This is a genomic window from Thiomicrorhabdus cannonii, assembly GCF_013391695.1.
GTDB classification, from domain to species: domain Bacteria; phylum Pseudomonadota; class Gammaproteobacteria; order Thiomicrospirales; family Thiomicrospiraceae; genus Thiomicrorhabdus; species Thiomicrorhabdus cannonii.
Window position 1 is genome coordinate 495,563 of the sequence record NZ_JACBGH010000001.1, and the last position, 12,406, is coordinate 507,968.

Annotated in this window: 13 protein-coding genes; 3 read left to right on the top strand and 10 right to left on the bottom strand. The window is 52.2% G+C overall.

Features of this window, described 5'->3' with window-relative positions; translation table 11 throughout:
• Positions 1-102: 102 nt before the first annotated feature.
• From rplS to ffh, 5 genes are all read right to left on the bottom strand, one after another.
• On the bottom strand, positions 103-447 hold the full coding sequence (gene rplS, locus HZ297_RS02395) for a 50S ribosomal protein L19 (RefSeq protein WP_178861373.1): 345 nt from the start codon (positions 445-447) through the stop codon (positions 103-105).
• Positions 448-584: 137 nt separating this feature from the next.
• Positions 585-1,286 carry a tRNA (guanosine(37)-N1)-methyltransferase TrmD gene (trmD, locus tag HZ297_RS02400; RefSeq protein WP_178861374.1) on the bottom strand — a complete coding sequence of 234 codons (702 nt, stop codon included), beginning with the start codon at positions 1,284-1,286 and terminating at the stop codon, positions 585-587.
• Entirely contained in the window at positions 1,283-1,819 is a 537-nt protein-coding gene (rimM, locus tag HZ297_RS02405; protein ID WP_178861375.1) for a ribosome maturation factor RimM, read from the bottom strand. Before rimM ends, trmD begins: the two co-directional genes overlap by 4 nt.
• 29 nt (positions 1,820-1,848) lie before the next feature.
• Positions 1,849-2,085, bottom strand: a complete 237-nt coding sequence (gene rpsP, locus HZ297_RS02410) for a 30S ribosomal protein S16 (RefSeq protein ID WP_178861376.1) — start codon at positions 2,083-2,085, stop codon at positions 1,849-1,851.
• Between the two features lie 276 nt (positions 2,086-2,361).
• Complete coding sequence (gene ffh / locus HZ297_RS02415; protein WP_178861377.1) at positions 2,362-3,744, bottom strand: signal recognition particle protein; 1,383 nt, start codon at positions 3,742-3,744, stop codon at positions 2,362-2,364.
• A 219-nt stretch (positions 3,745-3,963) separates the two neighbouring features.
• Between ffh and HZ297_RS02420 the strand changes: the two genes are divergently transcribed.
• The 3 genes from HZ297_RS02420 to HZ297_RS02430 all read left to right on the top strand — a co-directional run bounded on the left by HZ297_RS02420 (position 3,964) and on the right by HZ297_RS02430 (position 7,000).
• Positions 3,964-4,746, top strand: coding sequence for a cytochrome C assembly family protein (locus HZ297_RS02420; protein ID WP_178861378.1), 783 nt, complete (start codon positions 3,964-3,966; stop codon positions 4,744-4,746).
• 191 nt (positions 4,747-4,937) lie between these two features.
• Positions 4,938-6,170 (top strand): HlyC/CorC family transporter, encoded by a 1,233-nt coding sequence (locus HZ297_RS02425; RefSeq protein WP_343034753.1) that lies wholly within the window; start codon positions 4,938-4,940, stop codon positions 6,168-6,170.
• Between the two features lie 11 nt (positions 6,171-6,181).
• Positions 6,182-7,000, top strand: a complete 819-nt coding sequence (locus HZ297_RS02430) for an inositol monophosphatase family protein (RefSeq protein WP_178861380.1) — start codon at positions 6,182-6,184, stop codon at positions 6,998-7,000.
• A 71-nt stretch (positions 7,001-7,071) separates the two neighbouring features.
• Here HZ297_RS02430 and HZ297_RS02435 read toward each other — a convergent pair whose 3' ends face one another.
• The 5 genes from HZ297_RS02435 to petA all read right to left on the bottom strand — a co-directional run bounded on the left by HZ297_RS02435 (position 7,072) and on the right by petA (position 12,406).
• Positions 7,072-8,343 (bottom strand): OmpP1/FadL family transporter, encoded by a 1,272-nt coding sequence (locus HZ297_RS02435; protein WP_246261570.1) that lies wholly within the window; start codon positions 8,341-8,343, stop codon positions 7,072-7,074.
• A gap of 97 nt (positions 8,344-8,440) precedes the next feature.
• The gene (gene radA, locus HZ297_RS02440; RefSeq protein ID WP_178861381.1) at positions 8,441-9,799 is read right to left on the bottom strand and encodes a DNA repair protein RadA; all 1,359 of its coding nucleotides are present in this window, start codon (positions 9,797-9,799) and stop codon (positions 8,441-8,443) included.
• 89 nt (positions 9,800-9,888) lie between these two features.
• The gene (locus tag HZ297_RS02445) at positions 9,889-10,554 is read right to left on the bottom strand and encodes a cytochrome c1 (protein ID WP_178861382.1); all 666 of its coding nucleotides are present in this window, start codon (positions 10,552-10,554) and stop codon (positions 9,889-9,891) included.
• The gene (locus HZ297_RS02450; RefSeq protein WP_178861383.1) at positions 10,554-11,792 is read right to left on the bottom strand and encodes a cytochrome b; all 1,239 of its coding nucleotides are present in this window, start codon (positions 11,790-11,792) and stop codon (positions 10,554-10,556) included. Before HZ297_RS02450 ends, HZ297_RS02445 begins: the two co-directional genes overlap by 1 nt.
• Positions 11,792-12,406 carry a ubiquinol-cytochrome c reductase iron-sulfur subunit gene (gene petA / locus HZ297_RS02455; protein WP_178861384.1) on the bottom strand — a complete coding sequence of 205 codons (615 nt, stop codon included), beginning with the start codon at positions 12,404-12,406 and terminating at the stop codon, positions 11,792-11,794. The genes HZ297_RS02450 and petA overlap by 1 nt, the downstream gene beginning before the upstream one ends.

Genomic DNA, 12,406 nt, shown 5'->3' on the forward strand with positions numbered 1-12,406 from the left:
GGCTTAAAATGCCTGAATACAAAAACGCCCCAGATCGAGACCGATCCGGGGCGTTTCATCTGTCTGACAGCCAATCCATTGCTGGATGGATGCATCAAGAAATTATACTTTTTCTTTGATACGTGCTGCTTTACCAGACAAGTCGCGCAGGTAGTACAATTTAGCACGACGTACGTCACCGCGGCGTTTCACTTCAATGCTTTCAACCAGTGGGCTGTAAGTTTGGAATGTACGCTCAACGCCAACACCGTGAGAAATCTTGCGAACGATGAAGTTAGAGTTCAATCCACGGTTTTTCTTAGCGATAACAACACCTTCATAAGCCTGAAGACGTTCGTTTTTACCTTCGATAACCTTAACTTTAACAACAACTGTGTCACCTGGAGCAAATGAAGGAATTTCTTTGTTCATTTGTTCCGCTTCAATACGCTTGATGATATCGCTCATCTTTAAGCACTCCATTTTTTGTTTAAAGCCGCCTTGAATGTATCGGTCTTTAAACGTGAAAACGCACCTTTATGCGGTTGACGTTTTCAACTGCATTCATCCAACATTCGCCGGGCTTGCCGACCAGAGGTTGAACCCTAATTGTCACCTTCACTGACCAGTTTGGTCAGAAGGTCGGGGCGCCGCTGCTGCGTACGCTCCCGTTTTTGCGCCTGTCGCCAGGCTTCAATTTTTGCGTGATTACCTTCAACCAGCACACTCGGCACCGCCATGCCGTCCACCACTTCGGGACGCGTATAGTGCGGACAATCCAGCAGGCCGTCGGAAAACGAGTCCTGCTCGGCCGACTGGTTATGCCCCAAGGCGCCCGGCAGGAGACGAATCATCGCATCCATCAACATCATGGCCGGCAGCTCACCGCCACTGACCACAAAATCGCCGATACTGATTTCCTCGTCCACTTGCGATTGCAGCAAACGCTCATCCACCCCTTCGTAACGGCCGCATAACAGGGTTACGCAATCGTACTGCAACAGGGATTGCACCTTCGCCTGCGTGAGCGGTTCGCCCTGCGGAGAAAGATACACTACGTGCGGCTTGACGGACACTTCGCTGCGAATGGCATCAATAGTATCCTTGAGCGGCTGGTACAGCATCACCATCCCCGGACCGCCGCCATAAGGCCGGTCATCGACCGTCTTATGTCTGTCAGTCGTGAACTGACGCGGATTCCAGGTTTTTAATTCATATAGACCGGTTTGCAGTGCGCGACGGCTCACGCCGGACTCCGTCAATGCGCTGAACATTTCCGGAAACAGGGTGATAATGTCGAACCTCACTGGTCTTCTTCCAAATCCCAGTTAACCACAATCAGTTTGTGTTCGATATCGACGGAGAGAATAAATTGATCCATGACAAATGGAATCAAATCCGGATGTTCGCCTTCAACACGCAGCACGTCATGCGCGCCGGTTTCGACCAACCCGGTGACCTCTCCGAGCAGTACGCCGTCCTGATTTTTGACCTGACAACCGATCAGATCAATCCAGTACATCTCCTCCGCCGGATTTTCCAGCTGAGAGCGGTTGATCGCGATTTCGCATCCCATGTACTCACGGGCGATATCACGATTCTCCACCTCTTCCAGCAAAGCCACCAAGGCTTTTCCGCCTTGTTGTACTTTGCCTTCCAAGAGCGTAACGGCTTGCCATTCACCTTTATGTGAACCGCTTGGGCAGCGCACCCACCAGGGTGAATAGCTGAAAATATTTTCACGCGGGTCGGTATGGGAAAAAATCTTCACCCAGCCTTTTACCCCGAAAACACCGCTAATCTGGCCGACAATGAGTTTTTCTTCAGAAGCTTCCGACATCGTTTGACAGCCCGATTGCGTTATTCAGATTAAGCGTTTTTAAGGATGCTTTTTACGCGATCGCTCATTTGAGCGCCTTGAGCGATCCAGTGATCAACACGCGCCTGATCTACACGGACTTTTTCTTCGTTGCCACGTGCAACCGGGTTAAAGAAACCAACTTGCTCGATGAAACGGCCAGTTGCTTTGTAACGCTGATCAGCTACAACCATTTTGTAGAAAGGACGCTTTTTAGAACCACCACGGGCTAAACGGATAACAACCATTATATTTCTCCAATTAATAAATCAGGCGATGGGAAGGAATCTCCCCAACAAATTCTTCTAACCTTTCCCACTATCCGGGAAAAGCGGAATTATACATAAGAACAACACGCGGTTCAACCGCCTTATTGCGATGATTTATTGAAAGTTTTCAACTTTTTAACGCGACTGCCAACCTAACAAACCGCGCAGAATTCACGCGATTACAAAACAAACAGGCCGGGTATGCATCCACACCCGGCCTGTTCAGTTTTTTTAAACACATTTTTTAAGCGGCGATTAACGCATTCCCGGCGGCAGCCCCATGCCGCCCAATCCAGGCGGCAACTTGCCTGCCAAGCCGCGCATCATATTCTTCATGCCGCCCTTGGAGACTTTCTTCATCATCTTCTGCATCTGCTCAAACTGCTTCAACAGTTTATTGACTTCCTGTACCGACGTTCCCGAACCCTCGGCAATACGGCGTTTACGCGAACCTTTGATCACCGCCGGAAAGGCGCGCTCATGCTTGGTCATGGAATGAATGATCGCCTCAAGACGCTTAAACTCCTTTTCGGCACGCTCGCTGTCCAACTGGCCTTTAAGCTGCCCCATTCCCGGTAGCTTGCCGATCAGCCCGCCGATACCGCCCATGTTCTGAATCTGCTGCAGCTGTTCCAAAAAGTCTTCCAGATCGAACTGCCCGGATTTCTGGATTTTGCTGGCGAACTTCTCGGCTTTCTGACGGTCGATCTTGGATTCCACCTCGTCGATCAGACTGAGCACATCCCCCATGCCGAGGATACGCCCGGCCATACGGTCGGGATGAAAGGTTTCCAGCGCGTCGGTTTTCTCCCCCGCACCAATGAATTTGATCGGTTTGCCGGTGATTTCGCGAATTGAGAGCGCCGCACCGCCGCGGGCGTCACCGTCCGTCTTGGTCAGAATCACCCCGGTCAGCGGCAAGGCATCGTTAAAGGCCTTGGCGGTATTGGCGGCATCCTGACCGGTCATCGCATCGACTACAAACAGGGTTTCGGCCGGCTTGACGTGATCGTGCAGATGCTTGATCTCCTGCATCATCTCATCGTCGATATGCAGGCGGCCGGCGGTATCCAGAATCAATACATCGACAAACTGCTTGCGCGCTTCTTTATGCGCATTGCGGGCGATTTCCACCGGATCCTGATCGGCACTGGACGGGAAGAAACTGACACCGACCTGCCCAGCCAAGGTCTCCAGCTGTTTGATCGCAGCGGGACGATAGACGTCGGCCGACACCACCATGACTTTTTTCTTCTCGCGCTCTTTCAGCCACTTGGCCAGCTTGCCGACCGTGGTGGTCTTACCGGCACCCTGCAGACCCGCCATCATAATGACCGCCGGCGGCTCCACATTGAAATTCAGCGGCACCGCCGCCTGCCCCATCACCTCGGTCAACTCATCGCGGACGATCTTGATGAAGGCCTGCCCCGGATTCAAGCTGGTGGAAACCTCGGTACCGATGGCCCGATCCTGCACCTTGGTGATGAAGGATTTCACCACCGGCAGCGCGACATCGGCCTCCAGCAACGCGCGGCGCACGTCACGCAGCGCATCCTTGATATTGTTCTCTGTTAAACGACCTTGGCCGCGCAAGGTCTTAAAGGTTTTTGTTAAACGTTCCGATAGATTGTCAAACATGACACACTCCTGCAACAACCGCTTTCCCGATACTTGAACTCATCCGCTACTACGCGTTTATCGGCACGGTCTTCTATTCAAACTGTAATTCCGCTATTATAGCGAAAATATCGCTTCAATGGTTGCACATACCAATTAACACACGTCTTCTTGCATCATTGATGCCACCTGCATCGCAGGATACGGTTTATTCAATTAAAATTTTCACAGGGTCTTTCCATGGTTTTAAGCGGCTTCAGCGCCATCATCGCCAGTCTGTTTTATCTGTTCGCCAGCCTGTTTATCTGGAAACAAATTCAAACCCAGCAGACCCTGCGCCATAAAATCCTACTCACCGCGGGCTTGGCCGTTATCCTGCACGCGCTCGCCCTGAGTGCCACGCTGCTCAAAGGGGCGCAAATCGAATTCGGGCTGGGCAACGGACTGTCGCTGATCGCCTGGCTGGCAAGCACCATCCTGCTGTTCACCAACCTCAACAAGCACACCGAAACACTGGGGATTTTTATTTTCCCGCTGGCGGCTTTTTCGACCCTGTTTCCGTTCGGCTTGCAGGACATTCATCCGCTGCCCTATGAGCTGGGCAGTCACGTGCTGATTTCCATCTCCGCCTACAGCATCATGGGACTGGCTACGGCACAGGCGATCCTCTACAGCATTCAGGAGCGCCGCTTCCGCAAAAAACAGCTCGGCATCGTGCTCAAAGCCCTGCCACCACTGCAAACCATGGAAAAAACCCTGATTCAGCTGATTGTCATCGGTTTTATCTTTTTGAGTTTCGCCCTGCTCAGCGGCGCATTTTTTATTGAGAACCTGTTCGCGCAGCACCTGGTGCATAAAACTTTCTTCGCAATCCTCGCCTGGACGGTTTACGCCCTGCTGCTGCTTGGGCACTTCCAGCGTGGCTGGCGCGGCCAAAAGGCCGCCAGATACGCGATCTGGGCCTATATTTTCCTGGTTCTAAGCTATGTCGGTACTGAAATCATTCTTTACCAAATGGGCTAAACCCCAACAACAGAATCAAATAACCATTAAAAAATAACAGGTTACAAAATTAATTCGCTGTTGCAAACGGTGCTTTAAATAGCACCAACCCTTTTTTATAGCTTCATTAACCGTTATAATTCCAGTCCGATTCATTATTTTATCGAACCCCATTGAATACTTTAGACACCCCTATACTGTTTGGCATCCTGGTGCTACTCATTATTTTATCGGCGCTGTTTTCCAGTTCCGAAACCGGCATGATGGCGCTTAACCGCTACCGCCTCAAACACAAAGCCAAGTCCGGCCACAAATCCGCCATCAAGGCGCAGAAGCTCCTTAAATCACCCGACCGTTTACTCGGTGTTATCCTGCTTGGCAACAATTTCGTCAATATCTTCGCCTCCTCGATCGCCACGATCATCGCCTTGCGACTGTTCGGCGAAGGCGGCATTGCCCTGGCAGCCGGCCTGTTGACTTTAGTCATCCTGGTATTCGCCGAAGTGGCTCCGAAGACGCTGGCGGCCATCTATCCGGAACGCATCGCCTATCCGGCGGCTTATCTGCTCGAACCTCTATTGAAACTGCTCTCGCCGATTGTCTGGCTGGTCAATTTTTTCGCCAACGGTTTCCTGCGACTGATGGGCGCCAAACTCAAACAGAATGACGACCAACACTCGCTGAGCCATGAAGAGTTGCAGACCCTGATCGACGAAGCGACCGGACAACTGCCGAAAGAGTATCGCAGCATGCTCACCAGTATTTTGCAGCTGGAAAGCGTCACGGTTGAAGATGTCATGATCCCCAAACAGGAGGTCTATGGCGTCAATATCGACCAACCGCTCGAAGCCATACTCAAAGCCATTCAAAAGTCGCCCTACACCCGCATTCCGCTGTATCGCGGCTCCATCGATGACGATCTGATCGGCATCCTCAATCTGCGCCGCGCCCTGCCGACCTTGATGCGTTCCGACGTCAGCCTCAAAGACATCGTCAAGCTGACCCGGCCTGCTTACTTTGTGCCGGAAACCACTTCGCTTAATATCCAGTTGAACCGTTTCAACAAGAACAAACGCCGTATGGCGTTGATTGTGGATGAATACGGCGATATTCAAGGCTTGCTGACGATGGAAGACCTGCTTGAGGAGATTGTCGGCAAACTGTCCACCGACGCCAAATCCAAACAAGAAGAGCCGACGGTCATGAACGAAGATGGCTCCTGGACATTCGAGGCCGGTGAATTTATCCGCGAACTCAACAAGGAATACAACTTCACCTTGCCGACGGACGGCCCCAAAACGCTGAACGGCCTGATTCAGGAACAACTCGAATCATTACCCACCGTGGGCACTTGCATTCGCGTGGACGACTATATCCTCGAAGTACTGGACACCTCTTCCAATGCGATTGAGCGCGTCAAACTCATCGATTTATCCAAAAATTAAGACCGTGATTTATGAGCATCAACCACCCCTTTGAGAACGAATCGGCCTGGCAGCAACTCAAGCAAGGCATCACAATCCTTGGTCAACAAGAGGTGCTGTCGCGCTTTGAAAAAGTCGGTTATGAAACCAAAGACGACGGCTCTTTGCTGACCGAAGCCGATACGCAGATGCAACTTCACACCGCCGCTTTTTTAGAGCAGCACTGGCCGCAATTCGCTTTCTTGGGGGAAGAATCCAGCACCGAACAACAGCAAGCCGCCATGAACAGCGCAGCCGGTTGCTGGATTCTCGATCCGGTCGACGGCACCAGCAACTTTGCCAGCGGCATCCCGTTTTATGCCGTCTCCCTGGCTCTGATGATTCAGGGAAAACTCGTCGCCGGCCTGGTTTACGACCCGAGCCGCAACGAACTTTTTGCCGCGCGCCTCGGACAGGGCGCTGAATTGAACGACCAACCGTTAAAAGCCCATACAAGCAAAACCCTGCTCAAACAGTGCAGCGGCATTATCGATTTCAAACGCCTTAAAGCCCCGTTGGCCGGCAATTTGGCAACCCACGCCCCTTACTCGTCACAACGCAGCTTCGGCTCGGTGGCGTTGGATTGGTGCTGGATTGCCGCCGGACGCGGACAACTCTACCTGCACGGCGCCCAGAATATCTGGGACTATGCGGCCGGCTGGCTGATTCTGCATGAAGCGGGCGGACAAAGCAGCACGCTTGACGGCGAAATGGTCGTAACCCCGCAAGTCGTCAAACGCTCTGCCGTGGCTGCCACCACGCCGGAACTATTCGCCCAGTGGATTGCACATATTAAAGAAGCGTCAATGTAAGACGCAAACGTCAGGCATAAAAAAACCGAACTTAATGTTCGGTTTTTTTGTTTTTGCGGCATGAAAATAACTTAGTAATTCCACACCAACTGGGCGCTGACAATATCAACATCGGTTTCATATTCGCCAACCAAAGATGTCGGCGCGGTTTTGTTGATCTTGGCCTTGTCCGCAAACAGATGGCTATAACCAAAGTCCATGCTCATTGCTGGTGTAAATTTGTAATTAAACCCAACTGAAACCCAGGTTTTATTACTATCCGGCGTGCGTGGTGAACGGCTTTCCGCATCCGGCACTGGCGTTTCATCATAAGCCAAACCGGTGCGTAACTTCCATTTATCGTTATAGGCGTAAATCACCCCTAGAGAATAACGCATACTGTCTTTAAAGTTTTGATTGGTTTCAGACAAAGTTGCACCCGATGCAGTTTTAATCACTAACTCATCATAGGCTTTCCAGTTCGTCCAGGTCGCATCGGCTAAAAGTGTGAACTTGTCCCCCATCCCCTGCGACAAACTCAAACTCGCTGTGGCAGGCAAGGTTACATCCGAAGTGATTTTTTGCGAAGCCCCTCCACTACTAAAAGTACCTGTGGCGTTTTGCACCACCTCGGAACGATAGGCCAACCCTACCTGCCCATTCGCTGAGAACTTGCTCAAAAAACCGACATTGTAGCCATAGCCCCAACTGTCAGCTTTAATGGTTGCTTCGGCGGTAGGCGAGGTGCCAACGGTCATTTCCAAATCAACCTGCATCGCATTCAAACCAAAACCAAATGCAGTGTTGGAGGTCAGCTGCTTGGCAACATTAGCATTCAGATTAACCGATTTCAAATCGGTTTTCAGCGCGTGATAACGCCCGGTCCAATTATCCGAATACTCCAACTTCTGACCATAAGGCACATTCACTCCAAATCCTAACGCATAATCACCATATTGGCCTTTCCAGTAAATATTGGGAACTAACCCCGTTGTAGAGGGGCTATCGCTATTACCCGTTGCACTATCGGTGTATTTTGTTTTTGGCAAAATCACATGCGCCGCCACAATCCCCTGACTACCTTGTATTTCAGTCAAGCCGGCAGCATTGAACCACATGACGCTGGCATCTTCGGCATTGGCCGCTGCACCGGCATAGGAAAGCCCTTGTCCGCTGGCGCTCTGCTCGATCAATGCAAAGCCGGACGCCTGCGCCACCGTTGCACTCAAACCACACGCCAAGGCCATTGAAAGCGTTAAACATCCTTTCGGATTGAGTTGGAATTGTTTGACTGTCATTGCCACTCCTCTGTCTTCTCTTTTCTTATCGCACAACATGTAAATAAAAATACGTAAACAGGCCAATTGTAGCAAGGCTTAGAGATTAACTCGCATTAAAAATACTACCACGTTGATAAAGCCGCTAAATCGCTCCCACAAAACTCAACAGGCCGGGTCCAGCTCACAGCAAGTCCAACGCCTGCTGCAGGGTTTTTACCCCCGAGATCTGCATGCCGGGAATACCGCCTTTAGGCACATTCGCCAAAGGCACGATGGCGCGTTTAAAGCCATGCTTGGCCGCCTCGATAATCCTTTCCTGCCCGCTCGGAACGGGGCGGATTTCACCGGCCAAACCCACTTCTCCAAAGATAATCAGATCCTGCGGCAAAGGACGATTGCGCATACTCGACAAAATCGCCGATAACAGCGCCAAGTCCGCGCTGGTTTCGCCGACTTTAACGCCGCCCACCACGTTCACATACACATCCTGATCCCCCGCCTGCACGCCGCCATGACGATGCATGACCGCCAGCAACATGGCAATGCGGTTCTGATCCAACCCCACCGTCACGCGTCGGGGAGAGCCGTATGGGGATTCGTCCACCAGTGCCTGAATCTCTACCAGCAAGGGGCGGGAACCCTCCCAGATGACCATCACCACCGAACCGGGCGCCGGCTCGTCACCGCGCGACAGAAAAATCGCCGAGGGGTTTTTAATCTGCTTCATGCCTTTTTCCGTCATGGCAAACACCCCCAATTCATTCACCGCGCCAAATCGGTTTTTAATGGCGCGTAGCGTTCTGAAACGGCTGTCGGACTGACCCTCCAGAAACAGCACCGTATCCACAATATGCTCCAGCACGCGCGGCCCGGCCACATCACCGGATTTGGTGACATGCCCGACCAGAAACACCGCGATATTATGCTGTTTGGCAAAACGCGTCAGAAAAGCCGCGGTTTCGCGCACTTGCGACACGCCACCGGCGGCACTGGCCACCTCCGCCAGCTGCATGGTTTGAATGGAGTCGACCACCATGACTTTGGGCTGTTCCTTAAGCGCTGCGTGAGTAATGGCCTCGACATCGGTTTCGGTCAACAAGCGCAAATGCTCATCCGGCAACTGCATGCGTTTGGCGCGCATCGCCACCTGTTGCAGCGACTCCTCGCCGGTGACATAGAGCACTTGCATGCGCGTACTGAGTTCACACATGACCTGCAACAGAATCGAGGACTTTCCGACCCCCGGGTCACCGCCGACCAACACCACCGATCCGGGCACAATACCGCCACCCAACACCCGATCCAATTCGCTCATCGACGAATCCAGACGCGGCACCTCGGCCAAATCCACCTCATGGATATGCTTGACCTGATTATCGCCCGCACCGGCATACCCGGCCTGTTGAGTTTTGGTTTTGCTCGTTCCGAGCTTGATCTCTTTCAGGGTGTTCCAGGCCTTGCAGGCCATGCACTGACCCTGCCATTGACTGTGCTCGGCACCGCACTCGGTGCAGACATAAGCATTCTTGATTTTGGCCATGCTCCATCCTCATTCTGACAATGGCGTTATTTTATCGCCATAAAAACAAAAAACCCGCTATTTAGCGGGTTTTGAAACAGGAATCTTGCTTAATGTTTAATATCGCGCCAATACTCTTTTTTGAGTACATAGGTCAACAACAGCAACACCAGCAGGAAAGCGATGACTTTCCAGCCCAGATCCATGCGATCCATTTTGGCCGGTTCGCCCACATACTCCAGGAAGTTGGCGATATCACGCGCGGCTTGCGCATAGTCTTCCGAAGATGCGTGGCGCTGAATGCCTTCCAATACGTTTGGCATGGAAGTTCCTTTAAGTACGGTGTTATCCCAGTTGCCGTTCTCATCCTGATGATAGGCGCGCAGGAAAGTATAGATGTAATCCGTGCCTTTCAAGCGTGCCATCAACGACAAGTCCGGCGGCTCGGTTCCCAATACGTCCATCGCCACACCGGGCAACATACGGGTTTGCACTTCATCCACCACCTTATTCAGGCCGTGTGCCATCTGTGAAACTACCTGCTCGTCGCTCCAGCCGATATCCTTGGCGATACGGTTGTAGCGCATGTATTTGGCCGAGTGACACGCCATGCAGTAGTTGGAGAACAACACGGCACCACGCTGCAAGGAATCGGCATGGCGCAGATTGTTGTGTGCCGGTTCCAATTCGATGCCGGGGCCACCTGCCGCCTGGGCGGCAAATGGCAAGGCCAGCAAACTCGCTGAAAAACTCAATATCCAGATGATTTTTTTCATTAGTGAACCCTCTCTGGTACAGGCTTGGTCTGTTCATGCACGGAGGTGAATGGCAGAACCAGGAAGAACGCAAAATACAATACGGTAAAAATCTGCGCCAACTTAGTCAGTTCAGGCGTCGCAGGCTGCGTTCCCAAATAACCCAGTACCACAAAACTCACCACAAACATGGTCAACAGCAATTTAAAGGAGGTACCACGGTAGCGGATCGACTTCACCTTACAACGGTCCAGCCACGGCATGGCAAACAACACCGCAATCGCCGCACCCATCGCCACAACCCCCAGGAACTTGTCCGGCACCGCACGCAGGATGGCATAGTAAGGCGTGAAATACCACACAGGCGCGATATGCTCGGGCGTCTTCAACGGGTTGGCCGGTTCAAAGTTGGGCGGCTCCAGGAAGAATCCGCCGCCTTCCGGCCAGTAGAAGACAATCAACGCAAACGGAATCATAAAGAAGACCGCACCGAACGAATCTTTAACCGAATAGTAAGGATGGAATGGAATACCGTCGATCGGCAGACCCGCTTCATTCTTGTACTTTTTGATTTCTACGCCGTCGGGATTGTTTGAACCGACCTTGTGCAGAGCCACAATGTGCATGAAGACCAGAATAATCAAGACCAGCGGCAAGGCGATAACGTGCAACGCAAAGAAACGGTTCAAGGTCGCATCGGAGATAACGAAATCGCCGCGCACCCACAACGCCAAATCAGGCCCGATCACCGGAATCGCACCGAACAGCGAAATGATAACCTGTGCACCCCAGTAAGACATCTGCCCCCAAGGCAACAGATACCCCATAAAGGCTTCCGCCATCAACACCAGGAACAGGAACATCCCCAGAATCCACACCAGTTCACGCGGCTCCTTGTAAGAACCGTACAGCAGGCCGCGCATCATATGCAGATAGATGACAATAAAGAACGCCGACGCGCCGGTAGAATGCATATAACGGATCAACCAGCCCCACTCGACATCACGCATGATGTATTCGATGGAGTTGAAGGCCTCCGCCGCACTCGGCTTGTAACTCATGGTCAGCCAGATGCCGGTGATAAACTGATTCACCAGTACCAACAAAGCCAAAGAGCCGAAGAAATACCAGAAGTTGAAGTTTTTAGGCGCGTAATACTCGCCGACGTGTTCGTTCCAGGTGCTGACGATCGGATAACGACGATCCAACCAGGACAGTAAAGACGCACGCTTGGTTTGTGGTTGGTCTTGATAAGACATTAAGCCACTCCTTCTTGTTGAGGATCTTCACCGATACGTACTAGGTGATCATTGATAAAACGATGCGGCGGGATTTCCAGATTGGTCGGTGCAGGCACCGATTGGAAAACGCGGCCGGCCAGGTCGAAACGCGAGCCGTGACACGGACAGAAGAAACCGCCTTGCCAATCCGCCCCGACATCCGGCGAACCGATAGCCGGACGATACAAAGGTGCGCACCCCAAATGGGTACAGATTCCGACCACCACCAAATATTCAGGGTTCACGGCACGCGTCGCATTCTGACAATAGCCGGGTTGAATCGATTCCTGAGATGCCGGATCGCGCAACTGGCCATCCAGGGATGCCAGCTTATCCAGCATCTCCGGCGTACGACGCACAACCCATACCGGCTTACCGCGCCATGAAACCGTCAACATCTGGCCAGGTTGTAAAGCCTGCAAATCAATATCGACCGGTGCGCCCGCCGCTTTGGCTTTTTCACTCGGTTGCCAAGAACTGACAAAAGGCACCGCTAAAAAGGTGGCCCCGGCCGCACCCACGACCCCTGTTGCGCCCGTTAGGATTTTCCGGCGTTTCAAATCCACGCCTGTATTCTTATCTGTTGCCGACAT

Coding starts and splice junctions, on each gene's coding strand:
- rplS (WP_178861373.1), bottom strand. CDS start 447: ATGAGCGATATCATCAAGCGTATTGAAGCGGAACAAATGAACAAAGAA.
- rimM (WP_178861375.1), bottom strand. CDS start 1,819: ATGTCGGAAGCTTCTGAAGAAAAACTCATTGTCGGCCAGATTAGCGGT.
- rpsP (WP_178861376.1), bottom strand. CDS start 2,085: ATGGTTGTTATCCGTTTAGCCCGTGGTGGTTCTAAAAAGCGTCCTTTC.
- ffh (WP_178861377.1), bottom strand. CDS start 3,744: ATGTTTGACAATCTATCGGAACGTTTAACAAAAACCTTTAAGACCTTG.
- HZ297_RS02420 (WP_178861378.1), top strand. CDS start 3,964: ATGGTTTTAAGCGGCTTCAGCGCCATCATCGCCAGTCTGTTTTATCTG.
- HZ297_RS02430 (WP_178861380.1), top strand. CDS start 6,182: ATGAGCATCAACCACCCCTTTGAGAACGAATCGGCCTGGCAGCAACTC.
- radA (WP_178861381.1), bottom strand. CDS start 9,799: ATGGCCAAAATCAAGAATGCTTATGTCTGCACCGAGTGCGGTGCCGAG.
- HZ297_RS02445 (WP_178861382.1), bottom strand. CDS start 10,554: ATGAAAAAAATCATCTGGATATTGAGTTTTTCAGCGAGTTTGCTGGCC.
- HZ297_RS02450 (WP_178861383.1), bottom strand. CDS start 11,792: ATGTCTTATCAAGACCAACCACAAACCAAGCGTGCGTCTTTACTGTCC.
- petA (WP_178861384.1), bottom strand. CDS start 12,406: ATGTCGGCAACAGATAAGAATACAGGCGTGGATTTGAAACGCCGGAAA.